The organism is Kocuria sp. cx-455, from assembly GCF_057707085.1.
On the sequence record NZ_JBYIPM010000007.1, the window covers coordinates 128,887 to 152,543 of the forward strand.

At 66.1% G+C, this 23,657-nt stretch carries 18 protein-coding genes; 5 read left to right on the forward strand and 13 right to left on the reverse strand.

The genetic code is table 11. From position 1 onward, the window contains the following. Positions 1-142: 142 nt before the first annotated feature. The 3 genes from AC3ENJ_RS11555 to AC3ENJ_RS11565 all read right to left on the reverse strand — a co-directional run bounded on the left by AC3ENJ_RS11555 (position 143) and on the right by AC3ENJ_RS11565 (position 2,167). The gene (locus AC3ENJ_RS11555) at positions 143-616 is read right to left on the reverse strand and encodes a peroxiredoxin (protein WP_431814160.1); all 474 of its coding nucleotides are present in this window, start codon (positions 614-616) and stop codon (positions 143-145) included. A gap of 40 nt (positions 617-656) precedes the next feature. Next, on the reverse strand, positions 657-836 hold the full coding sequence (locus AC3ENJ_RS11560; protein ID WP_190807999.1) for a hypothetical protein: 180 nt from the start codon (positions 834-836) through the stop codon (positions 657-659). A 248-nt stretch (positions 837-1,084) separates the two neighbouring features. Further along, the gene (locus AC3ENJ_RS11565) at positions 1,085-2,167 is read right to left on the reverse strand and encodes a D-2-hydroxyacid dehydrogenase (RefSeq protein ID WP_431814161.1); all 1,083 of its coding nucleotides are present in this window, start codon (positions 2,165-2,167) and stop codon (positions 1,085-1,087) included. Positions 2,168-2,233: 66 nt separating this feature from the next. Here AC3ENJ_RS11565 and AC3ENJ_RS11570 point away from each other — a divergent pair, with 66 nt between their 5' ends. The 3 genes from AC3ENJ_RS11570 to AC3ENJ_RS11580 are packed head-to-tail and all read left to right on the forward strand — an operon-like array spanning position 2,234 to position 8,119. After that, entirely contained in the window at positions 2,234-3,523 is a 1,290-nt protein-coding gene (locus tag AC3ENJ_RS11570; RefSeq protein WP_431814162.1) for an aspartate aminotransferase family protein, read from the forward strand. Further along, positions 3,520-6,570 (forward strand): FAD-binding and (Fe-S)-binding domain-containing protein, encoded by a 3,051-nt coding sequence (locus tag AC3ENJ_RS11575; RefSeq protein WP_431814163.1) that lies wholly within the window; start codon positions 3,520-3,522, stop codon positions 6,568-6,570. The genes AC3ENJ_RS11570 and AC3ENJ_RS11575 overlap by 4 nt, the downstream gene beginning before the upstream one ends. Before the next feature lie 58 nt (positions 6,571-6,628). Further along, entirely contained in the window at positions 6,629-8,119 is a 1,491-nt protein-coding gene (locus AC3ENJ_RS11580; protein ID WP_431814164.1) for an NAD-dependent succinate-semialdehyde dehydrogenase, read from the forward strand. Position 8,120: 1 nt separating this feature from the next. Here AC3ENJ_RS11580 and AC3ENJ_RS11585 read toward each other — a convergent pair whose 3' ends face one another. Next, positions 8,121-8,783 carry a GntR family transcriptional regulator gene (locus AC3ENJ_RS11585; RefSeq protein WP_431814165.1) on the reverse strand — a complete coding sequence of 221 codons (663 nt, stop codon included), beginning with the start codon at positions 8,781-8,783 and terminating at the stop codon, positions 8,121-8,123. A gap of 170 nt (positions 8,784-8,953) precedes the next feature. On the opposite strand from AC3ENJ_RS11585, the gene AC3ENJ_RS11590 reads away from it, so the two are divergent. Further along, on the forward strand, positions 8,954-10,345 hold the full coding sequence (locus AC3ENJ_RS11590; RefSeq protein WP_431814166.1) for an MFS transporter: 1,392 nt from the start codon (positions 8,954-8,956) through the stop codon (positions 10,343-10,345). A gap of 16 nt (positions 10,346-10,361) precedes the next feature. Here the strand turns inward: AC3ENJ_RS11590 and AC3ENJ_RS11595 are convergent, their stop codons facing one another. From AC3ENJ_RS11595 to AC3ENJ_RS11635, 9 genes are all read right to left on the reverse strand, one after another. Beyond that, complete coding sequence (locus tag AC3ENJ_RS11595) at positions 10,362-11,561, reverse strand: M20 family metallopeptidase (RefSeq protein WP_498957870.1); 1,200 nt, start codon at positions 11,559-11,561, stop codon at positions 10,362-10,364. Between the two features lie 28 nt (positions 11,562-11,589). After that, complete coding sequence (locus tag AC3ENJ_RS11600) at positions 11,590-12,876, reverse strand: aminotransferase-like domain-containing protein (RefSeq protein ID WP_190807994.1); 1,287 nt, start codon at positions 12,874-12,876, stop codon at positions 11,590-11,592. A 4-nt stretch (positions 12,877-12,880) separates the two neighbouring features. Continuing rightward, positions 12,881-14,146 carry a M24 family metallopeptidase gene (locus tag AC3ENJ_RS11605; protein ID WP_431814168.1) on the reverse strand — a complete coding sequence of 422 codons (1,266 nt, stop codon included), beginning with the start codon at positions 14,144-14,146 and terminating at the stop codon, positions 12,881-12,883. Between the two features lie 99 nt (positions 14,147-14,245). Next, positions 14,246-14,995 (reverse strand): metal-dependent transcriptional regulator, encoded by a 750-nt coding sequence (locus AC3ENJ_RS11610; protein WP_431814169.1) that lies wholly within the window; start codon positions 14,993-14,995, stop codon positions 14,246-14,248. A 117-nt stretch (positions 14,996-15,112) separates the two neighbouring features. After that, positions 15,113-16,843: an allantoinase AllB gene (gene allB / locus AC3ENJ_RS11615; protein ID WP_431814170.1), complete on the reverse strand. Its 1,731-nt coding sequence runs from the start codon at positions 16,841-16,843 to the stop codon at positions 15,113-15,115. A 49-nt stretch (positions 16,844-16,892) separates the two neighbouring features. Further along, entirely contained in the window at positions 16,893-18,047 is a 1,155-nt protein-coding gene (locus tag AC3ENJ_RS11620; RefSeq protein ID WP_431814171.1) for a glycerate kinase, read from the reverse strand. A gap of 107 nt (positions 18,048-18,154) precedes the next feature. Next, the gene (gene gcl, locus AC3ENJ_RS11625) at positions 18,155-19,930 is read right to left on the reverse strand and encodes a glyoxylate carboligase (protein ID WP_431814172.1); all 1,776 of its coding nucleotides are present in this window, start codon (positions 19,928-19,930) and stop codon (positions 18,155-18,157) included. 54 nt (positions 19,931-19,984) lie between these two features. Further along, positions 19,985-21,025, reverse strand: a complete 1,041-nt coding sequence (locus AC3ENJ_RS11630; protein WP_431814231.1) for a 2-hydroxy-3-oxopropionate reductase — start codon at positions 21,023-21,025, stop codon at positions 19,985-19,987. Next, positions 20,988-21,773 carry a hydroxypyruvate isomerase family protein gene (locus tag AC3ENJ_RS11635; RefSeq protein ID WP_431814173.1) on the reverse strand — a complete coding sequence of 262 codons (786 nt, stop codon included), beginning with the start codon at positions 21,771-21,773 and terminating at the stop codon, positions 20,988-20,990. Before AC3ENJ_RS11635 ends, AC3ENJ_RS11630 begins: the two co-directional genes overlap by 38 nt. A gap of 335 nt (positions 21,774-22,108) precedes the next feature. On the opposite strand from AC3ENJ_RS11635, the gene AC3ENJ_RS11640 reads away from it, so the two are divergent. Further along, positions 22,109-23,653: an NCS1 family nucleobase:cation symporter-1 gene (locus AC3ENJ_RS11640; protein ID WP_431814174.1), complete on the forward strand. Its 1,545-nt coding sequence runs from the start codon at positions 22,109-22,111 to the stop codon at positions 23,651-23,653. The last annotated feature ends 4 nt before the right edge of the window (positions 23,654-23,657 follow it).

Sequence of the window (23,657 nt, forward strand, 5' to 3'; positions counted from 1 at the left end):
GGGGCCGGGCTGGCAGTCGAGCGGGCGGCGTCGCGCGAGGTAATGCTCAAGGGCTAAAAAGGGCGGCAGCCGCCCGAAGACGGCTGCCGCTGTTTCCGCCCGTCCAGGAGGCCACTGCCCGGGCGGAGTCTGGTGACGGTTCTCAGGAACCGTTGGAGAGTTCAGACACGAGGCGTCCCACGTGGCCCTTCGCGTCCACGCGGTATTCGGCGTTCGCGAGAGTGCCGTCTGAGTTCACCACGAACGTGGAGCGCAGCGGTCCCTCGGAGGTTTCACCGTTGATGGTGCGCTCACCCCACGCGCCCCATTCCTTGGCGGCGGTGTGCTCGGGGTCCGACAAGAGTGTGTAGGGGAGGTGATATTCCGCCACGAAACGACTGAGTTCTTCCGGGCTGTCCCCGGAGACCCCGTACACGTCGTAACCCAGGCCCTGGATGGCGGCCAGGTTGTCGCGGAAGTCGCATGCCTCGGTGGTGCACCCCGGCGTGAACGCCCTGGGGTAGAAGTACACCACTGCGCTGCGTTCGTTCTGGTCACCGAGGGTCACGGTGGTGCCGTCATGAGCGGTGAGAGTGAGTGCGGGGGCGGTATCGCCCGAAGCGAGTTCGCGGGACATGGCTGCTCCTAGTGGTGGGTGGTTCCGGCGGGATCCGCGGTCAGCGGGCCAGGATCCGGGACAGTGCTGCTCCAACGCACGCAGCGGAGACGGCCAGGGTCCACATCTCAGCGGACCGGTTCTGGATCTTGCTGCTACCGGAGGAGAAATCCGGGTCCAGCGTATCGCCGGTGTACTTGAAGTAGGACACGTGGGCTGCAGTGGCGGGTGCGTTCGACATTTCTCATTCCTTTCGTAATCCGGAAGCTGTTTTCCGTAATATGAAATCTACTGTAGGCTGGGTCACAGGTCAAGGGGTTTGCCCAGAAATTTTTTGCGGTATCGCGCGGGTGCGTGACGCGACCCCGTGAAGCCAGTGGCTCACGGGGTCTCACGTGAGGGGAAGACAGTTACCCGGTGTGAGGGGAGGAAAACGCTTAGAGCGCGCCCTCTTTCTGCAGGTTCATCACCTGAGACTGCGGGGGTGTATTAGTGACCGCGCACGTAGCCCAGGCGCTTGTCGACCTCATTCTTAAGGTCCTCGCGGCGCAGCCAACGGCCCAGATTATTCTCGAACTGTTCCGCCAGGGTGGTACGCCAGCCGACCACATCGCCGCTCATGTGTGCGGAGATGTGCACGGTGGGCATTGCCCAGAACGGATGGTCGCTGGGTAGGGGCTCCCGTTCGAAGACATCCAGGGACGCCGCCGCTATGCGTTCTTCGCGCAACGCAGCCAGCAGTGCGGGCTCGTCCACGAGCGCCCCGCGGCCCACATTGACCACGTGCGCGCCCGGTTTCATGTGCTTGAGCACGTGGCGGTCGAGCAGCCCCCGGGTCGTGTTGGTCAGGGGTGCGATCAACACCAGATGATCAATTTCTCCCACATGCTGCGCGAGGTCCGAACTGGCGACCACCGTGCCGAAATCCTTGTCGCGCTCGCGAGCAGTACGGCCCGCGCCCGTGACCTTCAGGCCTGCCGCTCGCAAGAGTCTTGCGGTCGCTCGGCCGATTCCTCCGGTGCCGACCACCAGGGCCCGCTGGCCCGCGGTCTGCTGAAGTTCCCGGTGTTGCCACTGTGCGTTGCGCTGCAGTTCTTTGCTGCGGTGCAGCTGCTTGTCATGTGCCAGGATCGAGACGAGCACGAATTCAGCGATGGGCACGTCGAAGGCACCGTGGGCGTTGGTCACCGTGATGTCCGAGTCGCGCAATGCGTCGAACAACAACGAGTCCACGCCCGCCGCAGCCACGTGGATCCACTCGAGGTCCGTCGCGTACTGCCAGGCATCCCGCAGCGCCGTGGAGAAGAAGTCCCAGACCAGCAGCGCTTGAGCCCCGGGAAGCATGTCGGGCAGTTGTTCTGCGGTTGCGTAGACGACCTCCGAGAGCGCCTCGAGCTCCCGGGCGTTCGGCAGGTCCGGTGCGCTGGGGGATGTGAGGACTACGAGCTTGGGGCGACGACGTCGCTCGGTGCCTGACGCGTAGTTGCTCGCCTTGAGTGCCCCGCGCGTGTGGGCGGTGTCTCGGTGCGCGCTGCCGATCGGGCGATTCTCGGGTGTCTGTTGCGGCTCCACATCTGAACCTTAGGCCAATCCTCTGATTGTTGACAATCATTCGATTACGCCGGGAGAATGTGGCGCATGACATCTCTGAGCCCCGTCCTGAAGCAGGCGACTCCGGTCGTGGTCGATCACGGCCTGGGCAGTTGGATTTACGGCACGGACGGCCGGGAGTACCTGGACTTCACCACGGGCATCGGAGTGACCAGCACCGGGCACTGTCACCCCAAGGTGGTGGAGGCGGCACGGGAGCAAGTGGGCAAGGTGATCCACGCGCAGTACACGACCGTGATGCACAGGCCACTGATCGAGTTCACGGAAAAGCTGGGTGAGGTACTGCCCGCGGGGCTGGACTCCTTGTTCTTCGCCAACTCCGGTTCGGAAGCGGTGGAAGCAGCGGTCCGGTTGGCTCGCATGGCCACCGACCGGCCCAACATTGTGGTTTTCCAGGGCGGCTTCCACGGTCGCACGGTGGCCGCGGCGTCCTTGACGACCGCCGGCACCAAGTTCTCGGCCGGCTTCTCGCCGCTCATGGGAGGGGTTCACATGTCCGCGTTCCCCTATGCCTATCGCTACGGCTGGGATGAGGAGACCGCCGTGGATTTCGCGCTGCAGGAACTCGATTACCTGCTGAGCACGCGCACCGCTCCCAACGACACCGCGGCGTTCCTGATCGAACCGGCGCTGGGGGACGGCGGCTACATTCCCACACCTGCGCGTTTTCTCGAGGCGCTGCGCGAACGGGCCGACCGCCACGGCATCCTTCTGATCATTGACGAGGTACAGGCCGGCGTGGGGCGCACCGGTAAGTACTGGGGACACCAGCACTCGGCTGCGCTGCCGGACATCCAGGTCATGGCCAAGGGCATCGCCTCGGGTTTCCCGATCTCCGCCATTGCAGCCTCGACCGAGCTCATGTCCCAGGCATGGCCCGGTTCGCAAGGTGGCACCTACGGTGGCAACGCGGTCTCCGCGGCCGCCGGCGTGGCAACGCTGCAGGTCGTGGCGGAGGAGGGCCTCGTCGAGAATTCCCGCGTGCGTGGTCAGCAACTGCGAGCGGGTCTGCTGGACCTGCAATCCCGCTACCCGGTGATCGGCAATGTGCGCGGGCTGGGCCTGATGCAGGGCATTGAGTTCACCGCCCCGGACGGCTCACCGGACGCAGCCACCGCCGCCGCCGTTCAGGGGGCCACGACCGACCAGGACCTCCTGACGCTCACGTGTGGTCCCGTGGGCAACGTGGTGCGGTTGATCCCTGCCCTTGTGGTCACCGAGCGTGAGATCGGCCAAGGACTCGAACGGTTCGACGCCGCTCTGGCAGCCGCCACGGCGTCGGCCGGTTCGGACGCCCGGGGCCGAGGACGCCCATGAACGCTGCCAGCAACTCCGCCACCTCGACAGGTTCCGCCGGTGCCCCTGATTCACGCTCCGCGACTCAGCCCGAGATCACCACGCCGGTGCTCACGCGACTGCGTGACGCGGGGGTCGAGGTCGACGCGTCCGAGCGAAGCACCTCCGAGTACGCCTACGATGCCTCCAACTACCGGGTGCGTCCCCTCGCCGTCGTCTTCCCGCGTACCGTGCAGGACGTGGTCGCCACGGTGCACGCGTGCGTGGACTCCCGCACCCCGATCGTCAGCCGGGGCGGCGGTACGTCCATGGCGGGCAATGCGGTGGGGCGCGGCGTCGTCGTCGATTTTTCGCGCCACCTGAACCGAATCCGCCGCGTGGATCGGGAGGCCGGAACAGTCGACGTGGAACCGGGGGTTGTGCTGGCCACCCTGACCCGCGAGGTCGAGGTGGCGACCGACGGGCAGCTGACGTTCGCACCGGACCCGTCCTCGAAGAACCGCGCCACGGTGGGCGGGGCGATCGGTAACGACGCGTGCGGCAATCATTCCGTGCGCCACGGCCGGACGAGCGATCACACGCTCGAGATCGACGTGGTGACCACGGACGGCGCGCGGCTGACCGCCACGGCCGCCGGGCTGCGCGCCACGGAGCCCGGCGACCGGATGGCGGTGGAGCGAGCGGAGGAGTTGAGCCGCGAATTGCGCGCGCTGGCCCACGATCATTTGGCCGCTTTCCGACTGGAACTCGGACAGATTCCGCGTCAGGTCTCGGGATACCACGTGCAGAACCTGCTGCCGGAAAAGGGCTTCAACGTGGCCCGCGCCCTCGTGGGTTCGGAGGGCACGTGCGCGTTGGTCGTGGGGGCGCGCATGCGTTTGGTGCCGAAACCCGCCAGCGCCCTGCTGGTCTGCCTGGGCTACGGCACGGTGGTCGATGCCGCCCGGGACGTGACCACGATCCTCGAGTTCTCGCCCGCCGCGGTCGAGGGCACGGACCGGGCCATTGTCGAAACCATGCACTGGCGCCGGGGGCCGGATTCCGTCACGGGGTTACCGGAGGGCAATGCCTGGTTGTTCGCGGACCTGGACGGTGACACGGAGGAAGCGGTCAAAGCGCAGGCCCATGAACTGCTGGCACGGTTGGGCGAGAACGGCCGGCTCGTGCAGGGCATCGCGGTCCCGGACCCCGAGGAACGCGCAAACCTGTGGCGGGTCCGCGAGGACGGCGCAGGCCTCTCGTCCCGGCTGGCCACGGGCGGGGAATCCTGGCCGGGCTGGGAGGACTCCGCGGTGGCCCCGGAAAACCTCGCCAACTACCTGGCCGACCTGCGCGTGTTGCTGGGCGATTACGACCTGGACGGCGTGATGTACGGGCACTTCGGTGCCGGGTGCATCCATATCCGCATCACCTTCGACCTGCGCACCGGGCCCGGGCGTGACGTGTATCGGAATTTCACTCGAGACGCGGCTCATTTGGTGGTCCGGCACGGGGGCTCGCTGTCCGGGGAGCACGGTGACGGTCGCGCTCGTTCCGCGCTGCTGCCCATCATGTATTCGCCCGAGGTGCTTGGGGCCTTCGCGCGGTTCCGGCGGGTGTGGGACCCCACCGGACTGTTGAACCCGGGATCGATCGTGGGCCCGGAACCCATCGACGCGCACCTGGCGCTCCAGGGTGTCCCGGACAGGCAGTGGCGCACGAGCTTCGACTTGCAACCCGTGGGGGCGACTGAGACCGCCCGAGAATCGGGGCCGGCAGCCCAGCCGGATCCCTGGGTGCACGCCGTTCAGGGGTGCATTGGCGTGGGGCGGTGCCGCGCGGACAGCGGCGGCGTGATGTGCCCCAGCTTCCGGGCGACCCGCGACGAGAAGGACTCCACCCGCGGCCGCGCCCGAGTGCTGCAGGACATGGTGCGCGGTGCGCCCAGCGTGGCCGAGGGCTGGAGGTCCGAGGACGTGCGTGAGGTCCTCGACCTGTGTCTCTCCTGCAAGGCGTGCGCCACGGACTGCCCCGCCGGCGTGGACATGGCCACCTACAAGTCCGAATTCTTCGACCACTACTACGCGCGCCGGATCCGCCCGCGCTCCCACTACTCCCTGGGCTGGTTGCCGCGCTGGCTCGCGCTCGCCGGCCCCATCGCACCGCTCGTCAACGCCGTCCTGGCCACGCCGCTGGGCAAGCTCGCGGCACGACTCGGGGGACTCACCACGAGCCGGGAGCTGCCAACGTTCGCCCCCGCCGGGCTATGGCGCGCCGAAGTCGCCCGCGCCGCTCGCTCCGTTCGGCTCGACGGCTCCGAGGGCGTGGCCACCTCACGTTCCGACGGCGACCCGTCCGATGGGGCGAATTCCGACAGTGCCGTCCTCTTCGTGGACACGTTCACCCGAGGTTTCCGGCCCGAGGTGGCCGGTGCCGCAGCCCGGGTCCTGGCCGGTGCGGGGGAAACGGTTGAGTGCATGGCGGACGTGTGTTGCGGGCTCACCTGGATCTCCACGGGACAATTGGGCACGGCCAAGAAACTGCTGACCCGAGCCGCCGCGGAACTGGATGACGGCACCGACCGCCCCATCGTGGTGATCGAACCCAGTTGCGCCGCGGCACTGCGCAAGGACCTTCCCGAACTCGTACCCACCGAGCAGGCGCAGCGGGTGGCGCGCCGCGTGAGGAGCTTTGCCACCCACGTTGTCGCACTGGCCGGAGAGGATCGGCTGGCGGAACCGGCACGACCGGTGCCGCGGCGCGCCGTGGTGCAGACCCACTGCCATGAGTACTCCGTGTTCGGCCCCGCCACCCAGCGCAAGGCGCTAGCCGCCGCGGGAGTGGCGGAGGTGAGTGAGGCTCACGGCTGCTGCGGGGTGGCCGGAAACTTCGGTTTCGAGGCCGAACACTATGAGGTCAGCATGAACGTCGCGGAGACGTCCTTGGCCCCGGCCCTGCGCGCGGCCGCGCCGGACACCGTGGTGCTCACGGACGGGTTCTCATGCGCGATGCAGGTGAACCACCTGCATTCAACCGCGCACGGCACCCACCTGGCCGAAATCCTCGACCCCGGAACATCAACCACCTGAATCTCCGCCCTCGAGCCCTCCACCATTGGGCTCGCTAACTTCGCCCGAAGGACATTTGATGAGCACACACACCACCGCACACCGCACCTCGCAGGCCGCGCTGGACGTGATCGCCACGGTCAAGACGGGTGCGTTCATCGACGGACAGTGGGGCGAGGCCGCCTCCGGAGCACGGTTCGACGTGCTCAACCCCGCGACCGAAGAGGTCATCGCCACCGTGGCGGATGGTGGACCCGAGGACGCCCAGCGCGCCATTGACACCGCCGGGCGCGTCCAGAAGGACTGGGCCGCCACACCGCCGCGCGAACGCAGCGACATCCTGCGCCGCGCCTACGACCTGATCATGGAACGCCAGGACGCGCTGGCGCTCATCATGACCACGGAAATGGGCAAACCGTTGGCCGAGGCTAAAGGCGAGGTGGCCTACGCCGCCGAGTTCTTCCGGTGGTTCTCGGAGGAAGCCGTGCGAATCGGTGGGGACCAAACGATGACCGGTGACGGTAAGAACCGCATCATGGTCTCCAAGCAACCCGTGGGCCCGTGCGTACTGGTCACGCCGTGGAACTTCCCCCTGGCCATGGGCACCCGCAAGATCGGACCGGCCATCGCCGCCGGCTGCACCATGGTGTTCAAGCCGGCCAACCTCACCCCGCTGTCCTCCCTGGCGCTCGTGGACATCCTGGTCGAAGCGGGGCTTCCCACCGGAGTGCTCAACGTGGTGTGCACCAAGAAGGCCTCATCGGTAGTGGGTCCGTGGCTGGCCAGCGGGATCGCCCGCAAGGTCAGCTTCACCGGTTCCACGGAGGTGGGTGTGCGACTGCTGGAACAAGCGGCCCAGCACGTGATGCGCTCATCCATGGAACTGGGCGGCAACGCGCCGTTCATCGTCTTCGAGGACGCTGATCTGGAGCGAGCGGTCGACGGCGCCGTGGCCGCCAAGATGCGCAACATGGGGGAGGCCTGCACCGCGGCCAACCGGTTGTTCGTCCACCGTTCCGTGATGGGCGAGTTCTCCCGCAAACTCGCCGAGCGGCTGAGCGGGCTCTCGGTGGGCGACGGCGCCCAGGACGGGATCGATGTCGGACCCTTGGTCGAGGCCAAGGCCCTCGACAAGGTACAGGAGCTCGTGGCCGATGCCGTGGCCAAGGGCGCCACCGTGGACTGCGGCGGTTCCCGCCCGGATCGCCCCGGATTCTTCTACAACCCCACGGTACTCTCCGGCGTGGACCCGGGATCCCAGCTGATGACCGAGGAGATCTTCGGTCCCGTGGCACCCGTGATCCCCTTCGATTCGGAGGAACAGGTGGTTGAGATGGCCAACGACACCCCGTGGGGACTCGTGGGTTACCTGTTCACCCAGGACGTGGACCGCAGCTTCCGGGTGAGCGATGCGCTGGAGGTCGGCATGGTCGGGCTCAACACGGGCATCGTCTCCAACCCCGCGGCACCGTTCGGCGGCGTGAAAGCTTCCGGTCTCGGTCGCGAAGGTGGCCGCGTGGGCATCGAAGAGTTCCTGGAGTACAAGTACGTGGCGGTGCCGCGCACCTGAGCTATGCGCCGTCCGTGGTCAGCCGCATGATCGCATCACGCATGTGATCGAGCAGCAGCACATCCACGCGGGCTTCATCCGCCGCGCGGATGGCCTCGGAGATCTCCCGGTGCTCGTCCAAGCGGAAACTGTGGGACGCGTACCGGGTCTCGAGCGCGGTCATGCACATGCGGGTCTCGACCATGAGCGTGTCGTGCATACGAATCAGCCGCGGGCTTTCGGACAGCTCCACGAGTAGGGCGTGGAACGCGACGTCGGCCTCCGTCAGGGCGGCAGTGTCACCGCGGTCGATAGCCGCAGCCATGTCCTCGACCTTTTCGAGGAGGCGATCCGCACCGGCCTCGGGGTCGCTCGCAATGACACGGTCGGCGGCGGCCCGCTCCACGGCGTTACGGGCCAGGTAGAGGTCACGAACGTCGTTGTCGGTGACCTCGATGACGAACACGCCGCGGTTACGGACGCTGAGCAGCAGGCCCTCCTGGGTGAGGCGCTGTAAGGCTTCGCGCAGCGGCCCGCGGCTCACACCCAGGGAACGGCTCAATTCCATTTCATTGAGCTGTTGCCCGGGCGCCAATTCGCCGTCCCCAATGGCTCGCCGCAGCTGCCTGGCGATCAAAGATGGGGTGGTTTCCTGCACCACGGGTCGTAGCAGATTGCCGGGCATGGCGGCCTCCGGTCCGGGGCAAACCGCACGGGTCTGCGCGTCAACGTCTTACGTAACAATACCCCTGAGGGTAGGATTGTCGACAATCAAACGGTCAGCACGTATCTGGCGTCGCGGCCGAAGATCCCGAGGCACCACCAGGTGCCACTTGAATTCACAGTGGAGGTTCTATGAATTCGCAACACCAGGCCGATCCGCCGCGTGATGCGCGCGGTACGAACACCCTCGACGGAACCTCGCACCACCCGGAGCCGGACGCCCAAACGGTGCGCCGCGCGGTAGCGGCGTCGGCGATCGGTAACGCCACCGAGTGGTTCGACTACGGCGTGTACGCCGTCTCGGTCGTCTACATCACCCAGAACTTCTTCCCGGGCGAGGCCGGGACCCTGCTGGCGCTGAGTACGTTCGCCCTGTCCTTCCTGGTCCGGCCCTTGGGTGGCTTGTTCTGGGGTCCGCTCGGTGACCGGCTGGGTCGCAAGAGAATCTTGGCTCTGACCATCATCCTCATGGCAGGTGCTACCTTCTGTATCGGCATCTTGCCCACCCACGCGAGCATCGGCCTGGCGGCCCCCGTCCTGTTGGTGTTGCTGCGCGTGATTCAGGGATTCTCGACCGGTGGAGAATACGGCGGGGCGGCCACGTTCATGGCCGAGTACGCCCCGGACAAGAAGCGAGGTTTCCTGGGCAGCTTCCTGGAATTCGGCACCCTGGGCGGCTTTGCCCTCGGTTCGCTGATTGTGCTCTTGGGCGAGGTCATCCTCGGCAACGAGGCCATGATGGACTGGGGCTGGCGTATCCCGTTCCTGCTGGCCGGACCCATGGGCCTCATCGGTTTGTATTTGCGGTCCAAACTGGCCGACTCCCCGGTGTTCCTGGAACTGGAGGAAGCCGGCCACTCGGAGGAATCCGCGGGCATGGCCCTGAAGGAATTGGTCACCACCTACTGGCAGCCCATGCTGATCATGGCCGGCCTGGTGGTGTCCGTGAACGTGGTCAACTACACGCTGCTCAGCTACATGCCCACGTACCTCGAGGGACAGACGGACATGTCCGCTCAGACGGTGCTGACCATCATGTTCGTGGCGCAGTTCGCCATGATGCTCGTGATTCCGTTCGCAGGAACGCTGTCCGACAGGTTCGGGCGCAAACCCATGTGGTACTTCTCGCTCATCGGCTTGATCGTGATGTCGATCCCCATGTACATGCTCATGGCCAACGGCTTTTGGTGGGCGCTGCTGGGCTTCGCGGTGCTGGGACTGCTTTACATCCCGCAGTTGGCCTGCATCTCGGCCACGTTCCCGGCGATGTTCCCCACGCAGGTTCGCTATGCGGGCTTCGCGATCACCTACAACGTGTCGACCGCGATTTTCGGCGGTACCGCACCGCTGGTCAACGAGGCCCTGATCGAATCCACTGGCAATCCGTTGATCCCCGCCTTCTACATGATGGGCGCGTGCGTGATCGGGTTGATCGCCGCCAAGTTTATGAAGGAGACCGTGGGGGCGTCGCTGCGCGGTACGGAGATCCCGGAGACGGGCAGGATGCCCGTGGTCACCCGGTAGAACAACGCGCGTATCGTCAGCGCGAGAGCAGTCGCAACGCGGCCAGGGTGTATGCCCTGGCCGCTTGCGTCAGCTCACGAATACTCACCGACTCGTCCACCTGGTGCGCCTGGTCGTTGAGCCCGCCGGGACCCATGACCACCGTGGGCACTACATGGTCCCGGGCAATGAACCCGCCATCGCACGCGGCCGTCCAGCCGCCGATCGACGCCGCTCCGCCCACGTCCGCGACGGCGGCATGAACCGTGGTGACCAGTTCATGGTCCCGCTCGGTGCGGAAACCCGGCATGGACATGGTGATGTCGATGTCCACGGAGATGCCGTCACCGGTGATCCCGGCTTCATCCACCGTGTTGCGCAGCTCGGAGACGATCTGCTCCGGGTCCTCGCCCGGCATGAGCCGCCGGTCCAACCACACATGGCACGACGGCGCCACCATGGACGTTGCCCGGCCGCCCTCGATCTTGCCCACGTTCCACGTGGGCGATCCCAGCAACGGATCTGTCACGCGCGTGTGCTTCTCGTGGTCCTGTTTGACGAGTGTGAGGAGCGCAGCGGCGGCGTCGATAGCATTTCGGCCGTCCGCCGGCCGCCCCGAATGGGCGGGCACTCCGGTGATCTCCACCTCGAGGTAGGCATCCCCTCGGCACGCGATCACGGTCTGCAGATCGGTCGGTTCGGCCACGATGCAGCCGCGGAAGTCCCGTCCCAGTCCGCGTGCGGTGAGGTGACGGATGCCGAGGCCCAGATCTTCCTCGTCCACCGTGGACGACAATCGCACCGGCCCCGAGAGTTCAACCGCCGAACGGCGAAGCGCCGACATGGCGATCACCACCGCAGCCAGCCCGCCCTTCATGTCCGTGGCGCCGCGCCCGTACAGCCGGGCGCCGTCGACCTGCGCGCTGTACGGCTGCCGCGTCCACCCGGGCCCGGCGGGCACCACGTCGGAGTGACCCAGGAACAACAGCCCCGGCCCGTCGGACACGGGCCCGCCCACGGGCAGGTCCACGTCCACATTGGGGCGCCCGGGGGCCACGACGTCGCTGCGGGCCAGTAATCCCCGCTCGCTCGCCGCGTGCTCCAAGGCCCGGGCCGTGTGCTCCTCGATGCCCCCGGGATTCTCGCCGGCGGTGTTCACCAGGGTGCAGGTCAGCTCGACCAGTTCGTCGGGGTCGATGAGGTCGAGCACGTCCCGTTCCTGCGAGGTGCACTGCACGTCGTCAGGCGTCATCCTGGGCCCCCGGTCACCCATCGACTTCCTCGCGGGCGATGTCGAGAGCTCGCACAAGTCGCTGAAGTCCTTCGTCGGTCCGTTCCGGGGTACTCGAGGCAAAGCACAAGCGGAACGCGTCCTGGAACTGGCCGGACGGCGACAGCGCGGGACCGGGAATGAACGCGACGCCCTCGGCCAGGGCGATCTCGAACAAACGCGAAGACGACACCCTGGCGTCGTCGCCCTGGAGAGTGACCCACAGGAAGAAACCGCCGGCGGGATCGGTGGTGCGTACACGAGTGCCCAGGTGCCTGGCGATGGATGCATCCATGGCTTCCTTGCGGCGCTTGTACTCGGTGCGCAGGCCGGCCAGGTGCTCACCGTAGCCGCCGCGGTTGATGTAGGCGTTGATGATGTGCTGGGCGGGCACGTTGGCGCACGTGTCCATGGCCTGCTTACCGGCGATCAAGAGCTTGCGCAGGCGTGGATCCGCGTTGACCCAGCCCACGCGCAAGCCGGGCGCCAGGATCTTGGAAAAGGTCCGGACGGAGAAGACCAGGGGGTCGTCCGGGCTGATCTCCCGGAAACCGGGTACGGGATCGCCGGAGAAGCGCAGGGCACCATACGGATCATCGTCGAGAATCATGGCGCCCCACTGATGCGCGAGGTTCAGCAAGCGGCGCCGTCGACCCTCGCTCAGGGTGGTGCCGGACGGGTTCTGGAAATTGGGGATCGTGTAGATCATGCGGGGCGTGCGGCCCGATTCGGCAACGAGGGTCTCGAGCGCGTCGATGTCCATGCCGTTGTCGTCCACGGGGACTTCCAGGACATCCGCGCCGTAGCTCAACGCGGTGCCGGAGCCGTTGGTGTAGGTGGGGCTCTCCACGACCACCAGGTCACCGGGATCCGTGAACAGTTTGAACGCGAGATCCAGTCCCTGCATGCCGCCGGAGGTGATCACAATGCGCTCCGGATCGGAGGAGCCGCTCGAGTACTGTTCGGTGACCGTGGTGATCAGGTCCGGTTCACCCTCGGTGGCGCCGTAGGTGAAACTTGCGTCCGTGAGGACTTCGCCGGCGATCTGTCGGAACTCTTCCGTGGGAATCACTTCCGCGGCCGGCGCGCCCATGGCGAAGCGAACGATGTCGTGGGTCTGGGCTGCAAGCAGCGAGGTGGAGGAGTCGATGACGGAACCCACCAAGCCGCCGGCGCGGCGGGCGAGTGGTAGTAGGTTTCCCGCCGTGGGGTCCGAGATGCCCGCGGTGGGGTTGGGGTCCAGGGAGTGGACCGTGGTGATACGCGGCGTGGTGGTGATCATGAGCTCACTTCCTGATGATCTGGCGGGGGAAGGACGTGAACGTTTCCACCCCCGTGCTGGTCACTCGGATGGTCTCCGAGACTTCGTAGCCGTATCCCGTCATCCACATACCGCAGATGAGGTGGAAGGTCATGTTCTGCTGCAGGGTGGTTTCGTCCTCGGAGCGGATGCTGATGGTTCGTTCGCCCCAGTCCGGTGGGTAGCCGACGCCCACCGAGTACCCCAGGCGGCTGGGTTTCTCCAAACCGTGGGCGGCCAGTTTCCAGTTCCACGCGCTGGCCAGTTCACGGATGGGCACATCCGGGGCGGTGGCATCCAGAACGGCCTGCATCCCCTCGGCAACGGCTTCCTCCAAGCGCAACATGTGGTCACTGGGTGGACCCAGATTCACTGTGCGGGCCAGGGGTACGTGATAGCGCCGGTGCACGCCGCTCAGCTCGACCACCACGGCATCGCCGGGGCACAGCACACGATCGGACCAGGTGAGATGGGGTGTGTCTGCGGAGGCGCCGGTGGGCAGCATGGGCACGATGGCGGGGAAGTCACCCCAGGCCTCGCCATCTCCTTCCGCTTGCGCAGCGGCAATCCGGGCGGCCACGCGGTACTGGGGGATTCCGGGTGCGATGGCGTCGATCGCAGCGTGCATGGCCGCGGTGGTGACTCTTGAGGCGAGGCGCATGTAGTGGATCTCGGCCTCCGACTTGACGGAACGCACCCAGTTGACCAGCTCGAAGCAATCGACGAGCAACCATTCGGGGAGCGCGTTGACCAGGGCCCGGTAGCCCTTGGGGGAGAAGAAATGGGCGTCCATCTCGAGTCCCACGCAGCCGTGGGCGGCCGGGGCGACCTGCGCGCGGTGTCGGAGCGCAAATGCGACCCAGTCGAAGGGGTGTAGGTGCGGGCGCTGAACGTAGCGCTCCGGATAGCCGATGATTTGATGAGGCGGCAGCCACGAGGTACGAAAGGCACCCTGCGCATCCATCTCGCGCAGGAACAACAGCATGTCTCCCTCGGCGGGGATGAAGAGCAGCTGCGGAACGTAGAAGGACCACGCGTCATAACCGGTGAGATAGAAGAGGTTGGCGGGATCCGTGACGATCAGCGCGGACAGCCCCTGGTGCGCCATCTTCTCTCGAACGCGCCGCAGCCGCTGTTCGTACTCGTGGGCCGTGAACAGCGGCGAACGGACATCAGGATTCCCCGGCGCGGCCGCCGCAACGGGAGCCGGATCAGGGGAGGGGTGACCCTCCGACGCGTCCCAAGTGCTCATGATTCATGATTGAGATAAATCCGCCTATTGTCAACAATCAGGCGATCCGTCGAGGAGCGCCCACCTGGGTGGGCGTTCCTGGCGCCGGACCTGTCCCGCTCAGGACACCAGTATCGACGCCGCCAGTTCGGCGGGTAGTTCCACGGACTCGGATCGGTCGACGCGGCGCAGGGTCACGGGTCCGGGGTGGCCCGGGTGGGCCTCCGAGCCGGAAGGGGCGGAGCCGGTGACCACCACGGCCGCACCCGGCATGAGCCCGGCGTCGTAAAGGGCTCGCAGCAGGTCCGCGTGGGTCTGCACCGATTCCGAGATCAACTCCAAGGTGTATTCGCGTGCCCCACCGGAGCCGGCCGCACCAGCGCCAGTGCCGGCATCAGCGTCAGCCTGCGCCACCGCATCCAACAGTGAGACCCCCTCCGGGTTCTGGGTGAACGCGCCGTGGATCGGAGTCCCGTACGGGGAGGTGGTGGGCGAGGCCAGCAGCTTCTCGAGCAGCACTTCCACCCGATCGCTCATGACGTGTTCCCAGCGGCAGGCTTCTTCGTGCACGTAGGGCAGTTCCAACCCGATGACGTCCGCCAACAGTCGTTCCGCCAGGCGATGCTTGCGCATCACGGACGTGGCCTGCTCGCGACCCTCCGCGGTCAGGGACACCGTGCGGGTGCGAATATCTCCTTCGGAGAGCACCATCAACCCCTTACGGCACAGCCGCTGCACGGTTTCGGACACCGTGGGGCCGGTGTGGCCCAGGCGCTCCACGATGCGCGCGCGCAGGGCGGGGATGCCCTCTTCTTCGAGCTCCAGCACGGTGCGCAGGTACATCTGGGTGGTATCGATCAAATCTGTCATGGTGCGTTCCTAGCTGTGGGACCGGTCCTTCCACTGCGAAATCTCTGAGGCCAAAGATTCTGCCCTGGCTTCACAGTATGAACCGTGAAACCTGGGCAAACCACCGCGGAGTGCGAATCACACGAGTCCGCGGTTGAGCAGACGGCCCGAGGGCTTCTGGTAATCGACTTCCTTACCGCCCACGAAGGTCCGGCGGACCTTACCGGAGAGCACCTTGCCCTGGTACGGGGTGATGGGGTTCTTGTGGTTGAGCGCCTTGGCGTCCACCACAAAGCTTTCGTCCTGCGCGAAGACGGCCATATCGGCGTCGTAACCCAGGGACAGGCGGCCCTTGGAACGCAGACCCACGCGCTCGGCCGGGCGCGTGGACATCCACTGCAGCACGCGACCCAGGCCCACACCGCGGCGTCGCGCTTCGGTCCAGATCAACGACAGACCCAGCTGCAGCGATGACACGCCGCCCCAGGCCACGCCGAAATCGCCGTTGCCCAGGTCCTTGAGGTCCAGGGTCGAGGGGGAGTGGTCCGAGACGATGAAGTCGATGGTGCCGTCTAACAGGCCCTCCCACAGCTTCTCCCGGTTGGCGACCTCGCGCACCGGCGGGCAGCACTTGAACGCGGTGGCCCCGTTGGGGATCTCCTCGGAGAGCAGAGTCAGGTAATGGGGGCAGGTCTCCACGGTGATGTCCAGACCGTCGCGTTTGGCGGAGGCGATCATGGGTAGTGCATCGGATGAGGACAGGTGCAGGATGTGGGAGCGCGCCTCGGTCCAGCGGGTGCGCTCGATGACCTCCGCAATCGCGATGTTCTCGGCACCGCGCGGGCGGGACTTCAGGAAGTGCTCGTACATGTCACCGTTGGGCTGCGGGGCCTTGTCGATGGTGCGTGAATCCTCCGCGTGCACGATCAGCAGCGAGTCGAAGGTCTTCACCTCGGCCAGTGCTTCCTCCATCTCGTCCGCTTCCAGGTGCGGGAACTCGTCCACACCGGAGTGGAGCAGGAAGCATTTGAATCCGAACACGCCGTCGTCGTGGAGGGGCCGCAGGTCCTTCTTGTTGCCGGGGATCGCCCCGCCCCAGAAACCGATGTCCACGAACGCGTTCTGCTGGGCGAACAGGCGCTTGTACTCGAGTGCGGCCACGTTCACGGTGGCGGGCACGGAGTTCAGGGGCATGTCCACGATGGTGGTCACGCCGCCGGCCGCGGCTGCGCGAGTGGCGGACGCGAAGCCCTCCCACTCTGTGCGACCGGGCTCATTGACGTGCACGTGGGTGTCCACGAGACCCGGGATCAGGGTCTCGTCGTCAGCGAGTTCCACGACCTCGGCACCCTCGAGGTTCGCGCCGAGCGGCTCGATCGCCACGATCTTGCCGTCCTTGACGCCCACCTCGCGCGGGGAGAAATGATCACCGCACGAGACCTGCTTGCCGCGCACCACGAGGTCGAACGTGCCGGCGTGCTGGCCGGTGATGCGAGCCTCCGTGGGCTCGTCCGATTCCGTGAGCTTGTGCTCCGACTTGTACGCGCGGATCAGTTCGCGCACGCGCTCGGCGCTGTTGACCTCGTTGGCGAGCCTGATCTGCTCGGCACGCGCGGATTCGACCTCTTCGCGGCGCTCCCCGGTCACGGCCAGCTGGGAGTTCTCCTGGGCCACGTCCTGCGGGGATGCGTTGACCTCGGGCTTCGACGCCGCCTCGGCCACCTTGGCCTGCACGCTCTCCGTGGCGCGCTTGGCGTTCTCCTGCGGATCCGTGGTGCGCTGGTTCGTGTCCTCAGCGGGGCGGTTGTTCTTGGTGTTGCCGGTGTTCTTGCCGGAGTCCTTGTTGTCCTGGGGTGGGGTCGCGTTCATAGCGGGAAGTCCTTTCGAAAGGGACGGGAACGGTGACGGGGCGGGCCGCTCAGCCGTTCGAGGTCGAGGCTAGTTCTGAAGCTACCGTGTGTCCGACCTCACGGAGCAACCGGGGCGCTTCACGCATGGAGGTGTGAGCATCCGGTGCCAGGTCGGAAAGGGCGTGCGTTGCGCGGAAACCGGTGGCCTCCAGCGTTTCGCGATCCAGGGTCGTGCGGCCGCACACGGCGATCACGGGCACGCCGTGTGCCTGTCCGACCTTGAGCACGCCCACCGGGGTCTTACCGCCCAGGGATTGTTCGTCCAGGCTGCCCTCGCCGGTGATCAACAGGTCCGCGCCGGTCACGGCATCGTCGAGTTTCACCAGGTCCAGGACGACGTCGATCCCCGGCCTGCGCGTCGCATGCAAGACGGCTAGCGCGGCGTAGCCGACGCCGCCGGCCGCACCGGCGCCCGGGGCTTCGGCCGCGGTGCGTGCGGAGTCTCCCAAGACCTCGGCAAGGACATCGCGGAAGGTTCCCAGGGTGGCATCGAGCTCGGCCACGTTGCGTTGGGAGGCGCCCTTCTGGGGTCCAAAGACCGCGGCAGCACCCCGCTCACCGGTCAGCGGGTTGTCCACATCCGCCGCGAGGACGAACTCGGCCTGGGCAACGCGCGGGTGCAGGCCGGAAACGTCCACGTGAGCCAACTGCGCGAGGGCTGCTCCGCCGTCGGGAATCTCGTGGCCGGCTGAGTCGAGGAGGTGGGCTCCCAGGCCGGCGAGCATACCCGCGCCGCCGTCCGTGGTGGCGCTGCCGCCCACGCCCAGGATCACCCGCGCGCAGCCGTCGTCCAGGGCCGCGGCAATCAATTCACCGGTGCCGCGGCTGGTGGCCTCGCGCGCGGCGAGGATCGGCTCGCCGTTCGCGTCGTGGGGGAGTGCGGCCAGGCCGGAGGCCAGGGACATCTCGACCACGGCGGTGTCGTCGAGTTGGGCCCACGCGGCCGCCACGGGTTCGCCGATCGGGCCGGTAACCGTGAGGTCGTGGCGCGTATAGCCGGCGGTGACCGCGGCATCCAATGTGCCCTCACCGCCGTCCGCGACGGGCAGGATCGTGACCTGGGCGTCGGGCTGGGCCTCGCGGATCCCGGCAGCGATGTGCTCGGCCGCCTCTTCGGCGCTCACCGAGCCCTTGAATTTGTCTGGTGCCACCACAATGCGCACGAGAACCTCCGGAAGATGTAGAGACGAACCGCGGGCCGCGCACGGATTCCGTGAGCGGCCCGCGAGGTATCGGACAGAGTAGATCACTCCGCTTTCAGTCGAGCTTGTCAGTCGAGCAGGGCGATGGCGGTGGGTGCGTCCACACCGCGGGCCGCCAGCTCCTCGAACTCCACCACGTTGTCCAGTTCGGTGCCCATGGAGATGTTGGTGACCTTCTCCAGGATCACCTCCACCACCACGGGAACCTGGTGTTCTCGGGCCAGTGAGTTGGCCTCGGAGAACGCTTCCTGCAGCTTGTCCGGATCGGTCACGCGCACGGCCTTGCACCCCAGGCCCTCGACCACCTTGAGGTGATCCACACCGTAGCCCTGGGTCTCCGGGGAGTTGATGTTCTCGAAGGCCAGCGACACGTTCTGTTCCATCTTGAACCCGCGCTGGGACTGACGGATCAGACCCAGGTAGGAGTTGTTCACGACCACGTGAATGTAGGGCAGGTTGAACTGCGCGCCCACGGCCAATTCCTCGACCATGAACTGGAAATCGTAGTCACCGGACAGGGCCACCACGGTCTCGCCGGGCTTACCGCGCACCACACCCAGGGCGGCCGGACCGGTCCAACCCAGGGGGCCCGCCTGACCGGCGTTGATCCACTTGCGCGGCCCGAACACGTGCAGGAACTGGCCACCGGCGATTTGCGACAAACCGATGGTGGACACGAAGGTGACGTCCCGGCCGAAGGCCGAGTTCATCTCCTCGTACACGCGCTGCGGTTTGATGGGCACCTCGGTGAAGTGCGTCTTGCGCTGGAGCTGGCCCTTGCGCTGAATGCATTCCTTGGCCCACACACCGTAATCGGGGACGGAGAACTTGCCCTTACGTTCCTTGGCCACCTCGAGGAGGACGGTCAGAGCGGCGTCGGCATCGGAGACGATGCCCAGGTCCGGTGAGAACACGCGTCCGATCTGAGTAGGTTCGATGTCCACGTGCACGAACGTGCGGCCCTCGGTGTACTTGTCGATGGACCCGGTGTGGCGGTTGGCCCAGCGGTTGCCGATACCCAACACGAAATCCGAGGCCAGGAACGTCTCGTTGCCGTAGCGGTGCGCGGTCTGCAGACCCACCATGCCGGCCATCAACGGGTGATCGTCCGGGATGGCGCCCCAACCCATCAGGGTGGGAATCACGGGAACGTCCAGCACCTCGGCCAACTCGACCAGTTTCTCGGACGCGTTGGCGTTGATGATGCCGCCGCCGGCCACGATCAGCGGGCGCTGCGACGCGAACAGCATGTCCAGGGCGCGCTCGGCCTGGGCGCGGGTGGCTGCTGGCTTGGCCACGGGCAGGGGCTCGTAGAGATCGATGTCGAACTCGATGTCGGCCAACTGCACGTCCAAGGGCAGGTCGATCAGCACCGGACCGGGTCGGCCGGTGCGCATCTCGTGGAACGCCCGCTGGAAAGTGCCCGGGATCTGGCCCGGTTCCAGCACGGTCACGGCCATCTTGGTCACCGGCTTGGCGATCGAGGCGATGTCCACGGCCTGGAAATCTTCCTTGTGCAGCTTGGCCACCGGCGCCTGACCGGTGATGCACAGGATCGGCACGGAGTCCGCAATAGCGGCGTACAGGCCGGTGATCATGTCGGTGCCCGCGGGTCCCGAGGTGCCCACGCAGATACCGATGTTGCCGGGAGCGGCACGGGTGTAACCATCGGCCATGTGCGAGGCGCCCTCGACGTGGCGGGCCAGCGTGTGGCGGATCCCGCCGTCATTACGCATGGCCGAGTAGAACGGGTTGATGGCCGCACCGGGCAATCCGAACGCCTCGGTTGCGCCTTCCTTCTTCAGGATGGCGACAATGGCGTCCACCGTACGCATCGTGGTCATGATGTTCTCCTTGAATTCTTGTGTCGGACCGCCGGGCCCGCGTGGGCCGGGCAATTACTTCTTGTCGCCGCCGGAGAGTTCGTTGGCGAGCTTGAACAACCCCGAGTGGTCCAGGCCGCCGTCGCCGCGGGCGACCAGGGCGGAGACCAGTTGGGCGACGACCGCGCCCAGCGGGATGGTGACGCCGGCCTCGCGTGCGGCGGCGGTGACGATGCCCATGTCCTTGTTGTGCAGGGCCAGGCGGAAACCGGGATCGAAGTTGCGATCGAGCATCTTCTGCCCCTTTTGATCGAGAACCTTGGAGCCGGCCAGGCCGCCGCCGAGGACCTTCAGGGCGGCGTCCGTGTCCACGCCGTAGGCCTCGAGGAACACGACCGACTCGGCGAGCAACTGAATGTTGCCGGCCACGATGAGCTGGTTGGCGGCCTTGACGGTCTGGCCGGAGCCGGAGGGGCCCACGTGCACGATGGTCTTGCCCACGCCATTGAGGACTTCCTGCGCCGCCTCGAAATCGGTGGCCTCGCCACCCACCATGATGGACAGCGCTGCGTCGATCGCGCCCTGCTCGCCACCGGAGACCGGGGCGTCCAACGGACGGATGCCGGCCTCGCGAGCGGCGTCGGCGAGGTTCACGGCCACGTCCGGGCGGATGGTAGACGCGTCGATCCACAGGGCACCCTGCGGGGCGTTGGCGAACACGCCGTCCTCACCGCCCACCACGTCCTGGACGTCCGGGGAGTCCGGAACCATGGTGATGATGACCTCGGCGTCCTTGACGGCCTCGGCCACGGAGCCGGCAGCGGTGCCGCCTGCCTGGGCGAGCTCCCGAGCCTTTTCGGGGGAGCGATTGTAACCGGTCACCCGGTGGCCGGCCGTGACGAGGTTCTTGGCCATGGGAAGGCCCATGATGCCCAGTCCGATAACTGCAACCTTGGCCATGATGTTCTCCTTAGACGTTCTGCGGTGATCCGCGGGTGTAGCTGGTATTTGGTCTTGGCGCGCTGCTCGCGTTGCGTGCCGCGCTGCCCGTGACGGGTAATGTGCGGGTGCGACCGGATCAGGCGCGCTTCTCGCGGGGCAGCCACGCGAAGGGATCCTCCTGCGAAGCCTTGTACTCCAGGCCGATCACGCCGTTGTAGCCGAGCTCACGGGAACGGTTGAGCCACGTCTCGAGCGGCAGCTCACCGGTGCCGGGTTCATTGCGGCCCGGGTTGTCCGCGATCTGGATGTGGCCGAAGTCAGCGGCGTGATCCTCGATGACGCGCTCCACATCGTCACCGTTGACGGCCAAATGGTAGAAGTCGGCCAACAGCTTGACGTTGTCGCGGCCCACCTTCTCAAGGACGGCCAGGGCGTCCGCGGCGGTCTTGAGCGGGTACGCCTCGGTTCCGGAGACGGGCTCGAGCAGCACGACGCCGCCCAAGGGTGCCACGGCATCCGCCGCGCGCTGCAGGTTTTCGACGCCGATCCGGTCCTGCTCCGCGGCGTCCTCGCCGTCCAAGCGGTTGCCGTAGAGCGCGTTGAACGCCCTGCAGCCGGTGGCCCGGGCGATCTTGACCACGGCGTCGATATTGGCCCGGAACTCCTCCGAGCGAGCCGGCTGGGAGAGCACGCCGCGCTCGCCGCCGGGCATATCGCCGGCGTAGAAGTTCAAACCGGTCAACTGGACGCCGGCATCCCTGAGCGAGTCCACGAAGTCCTGAATTTCGGCGTCCGAGGGTGTGGGACCCGGGAAGGGCCACCAGAACTCGGCGCGGGTGAAACCTGCGGAGGCGACGGCCTGGGGCCGGTCATTGATCGGTAGATCGGTCAGCAAGATCGAAGAGTTGACGGTGTAGCTCACGGTTTTCCTCCTGCGCGGCGGCCCTCGCGGGTGCATGTCTTTCGGATTGTGGAATTGAATTTCTGTTCTGTGAAAGACCCTAAGTGACAATGTGATGCCCGTCAACCCTCCCGGGGATACAGACGAGTACCCCCGGCAAGCAGAGAAAGCGAGACCAAGTTTCGTATGGTGGAAAATAAATTCTTTTCAACGGAACTTCAGGGACGTATTGTGTGATTCACACCACCCGAGGATGCCGGCGGACAAAGTGTGCCTCCGCTCCGAAACCACCCTTGAGGCGACGCTGCAGGTGTCGCAATCGCCGACCGGGACAAGTTCTCGCAGGGAGATCTCACATGGACAAGAAGAACCTTCACGCGGTGTCCCCCGAACTGGCCGGACGGCCCGATTTCGAGGGGGAGTATTCGCTGGGCACGGTGTCAACGGAACCGCCGCCCATCACCAGTGACCGGTTGTACAACGTGGACCTGGCCCCCACGAAACAAAAGGGCCGAACATGGAGTGCGTACAGCATCTTCACCTTGTGGGCGAATGACGTTCACTCGCTGGGTAACTACTCCTTCGCCATTGGGCTGTTCGCCCTGGGCCTGGGGGCATGGCAAGTGCTGACCGCGCTGGGCGTGGGGGCGTTATTGCTCTTCTTTTTGCTGAGCCTGTCCGGTTTTATGGGGCAGAAAACCGGTGTTCCGTACCCGGTGATGAGCCGCATCGCCTTCGGCGTGCATGGCGCTCACCTACCGGCAGGGGTCCGCGGTGTCGTGGCGATCGCATGGTTCGGGATCCAGACCTATTTGGCCGCAGTGGTGTTACGGGTCCTGCTCATTGCGCTGTGGCCCGGGCTGAGCTCCGTGGACTCGAATGATTTTCTGGGGCTGTCCACCCTGGGGTGGCTCAGCTTCCTGGCACTGTGGCTCGTGCAAGTGGTGATCATTTGCTACGGCATGGAAATGATCAGGAAGTACGAGGCATTCGCGGGGCCAATCATCCTCATCACCATGCTCGCCATGGCCGTCTGGATGTTGCTGCGGGTCGATTTTTCCATTGCGTGGTCCACCGACACCCCTCTCACGGGAGGTGAGATGTGGGTTCACATCTTGGGCGGTGGTTCCCTGTGGGTCTCGATCTACGGCACATTCGTCCTGAACTTCTGTGACTTCACCCGGTCGGCCAAGAGCCGTGGCTCCATTGTGAGGGGCAATTTCTGGGGAATCCCGATCAACATGTTGGTGTTCGGCCTGATCGTGGTGTCGCTGGCCGGTGCGCAGTTCAAGATCGACGGTAGGGTCATCACGTCCCCGGCCGACATCGTCGAGACGATTCCGTCCACGCTGTTCTTGGTCCTGGCATCACTTGCGCTGTTGATCCTCACGGTGGCCGTGAACCTCATGGCCAACTTTGTGGCCCCCACCTTTGCATTGACCAACATGTTCCCCAAGAAACTCAATTTCGCGCGGGCGGCGATTGTCTCGGCAGTGATCGGGTTGCTGATCCTGCCGTGGAACCTCTACAACTCCCCCGTGGTGATCGTGTACTTCCTGGGAGGCCTCGGGGCCCTGCTCGGGCCGTTGTTCGGCATCATCATGGTCGACTACTGGATCATCCGCCGTTCCAAGGTCAATGTGCCGCAGCTGTACATCGATGCCCAGGAGGGCGAGTACTACTACCACAAGGGCGTGAACCCTCGGGCGATTGCGGCGTTCATCCCGGCTGCGCTGGTTTCCATGGCTGTCGCGCTTCTCCCCATGTTCAGCGCAGCCAGTGAATTCGCCTGGTTCATCGGCGCGGGACTGGGGGCACTGTGCTACCTGGTCGCCGCCAGGAAGTCCTTGGAATACACCGATCAGCACGGCGAGTCCATCGCCGTGGCCGCCACTCACTGACCTT